This window comes from Tritonibacter sp. SIMBA_163 (assembly GCF_046535935.1).
Taxonomy (GTDB): domain Bacteria; phylum Pseudomonadota; class Alphaproteobacteria; order Rhodobacterales; family Rhodobacteraceae; genus Epibacterium; species Epibacterium scottomollicae.
The window spans coordinates 1-245 of the sequence record NZ_JAWJBP010001084.1; the positions used below are offsets into that span (position 1 = coordinate 1).

General features: G+C 22.0%; 1 protein-coding gene. It reads left to right on the forward strand.

The window, feature by feature from the left end; all coding sequences use genetic code 11:
• A partial coding sequence (locus tag R0J92_RS25685) for a hypothetical protein (protein WP_411053770.1) occupies positions 1 to 245 on the forward strand: 245 nt, incomplete at both ends.

A 245-nucleotide genomic window follows, 5' to 3' on the forward strand; every position in this document is an offset into this window, starting at 1 on the left:
TAACCAACTTTTTTGTTTATTTCATCGCAAGTATGCTTTTATTAATGCTCAATTTTATAATTAAAGTTGAAATAATAATTCCTAATAATTTAGTATTGTTGCTATTGATTGGTGAAAGTTTGAGAGCAGTTGAGGAGTTATCAAAAAATTATTTAGGAAATGAAAAAAAATACGTAGAAAATTATATTTTTTCTGGGTTTGATTTAACTAATTTGTTAATAAATAAAATCATACTAAACAACATT